Annotated in this window: 1 protein-coding gene; it reads right to left on the bottom strand. The window is 43.0% G+C overall.

The genetic code is table 11. The features are described from left to right. Nucleotides 1-257 (bottom strand): hypothetical protein (locus PUR61_RS45710; RefSeq protein WP_329885771.1); only part of this gene is annotated, 257 nt, incomplete at its 3' end. Nucleotides 258-472: the final 215 nt, after the last annotated feature.

Here is a 472-nt window from a genome sequence, read left to right as displayed (position 1 = left end):
GGTTGAAAAAAAAAAACAAAACAAAACAAAAAAAAAACACAAACAAAAACCAACACAAAAAAAAAAAAACACAAACAAACACAACAAACAAACAAACCACAAAACAAAAAACAAACAACAAACACCCCAAAAAACAAAAAAACAAACCCACACAAAAACAAAAACAACACACCACCCAACCCCCACAACCACCAACACAACCAAAAAAAAAAAAAAAAACAAAACCACAAAACCAAAAAAAACACCAGGGAGATCATACAATGCCACCCCCACCGCAACCAAAAAAACAAAAACCAAAAAAACAAAAACCCAAAAAAACCCCAACCAAAAACCACGGCCAATTGGGCCGCCCCCCCCAACCCCCCCCCCCCCCAAACCGCAGCGCAAAAGTCCGCCCCCCCCACCACGGCTCACGCACACCCCCCAAAAAAAAAAAAGGCCCCCGCCCCAAAAAGACCAGGCACACCCCCCC

The organism is Streptomyces sp. BE20 (genome assembly GCF_036322525.1).
In the GTDB taxonomy this organism is placed as follows: domain Bacteria; phylum Actinomycetota; class Actinomycetes; order Streptomycetales; family Streptomycetaceae; genus Kitasatospora.
Note: the sequence above shows the minus strand (reverse complement) of the source record. Positions and strands in the feature narration are given on the sequence as shown.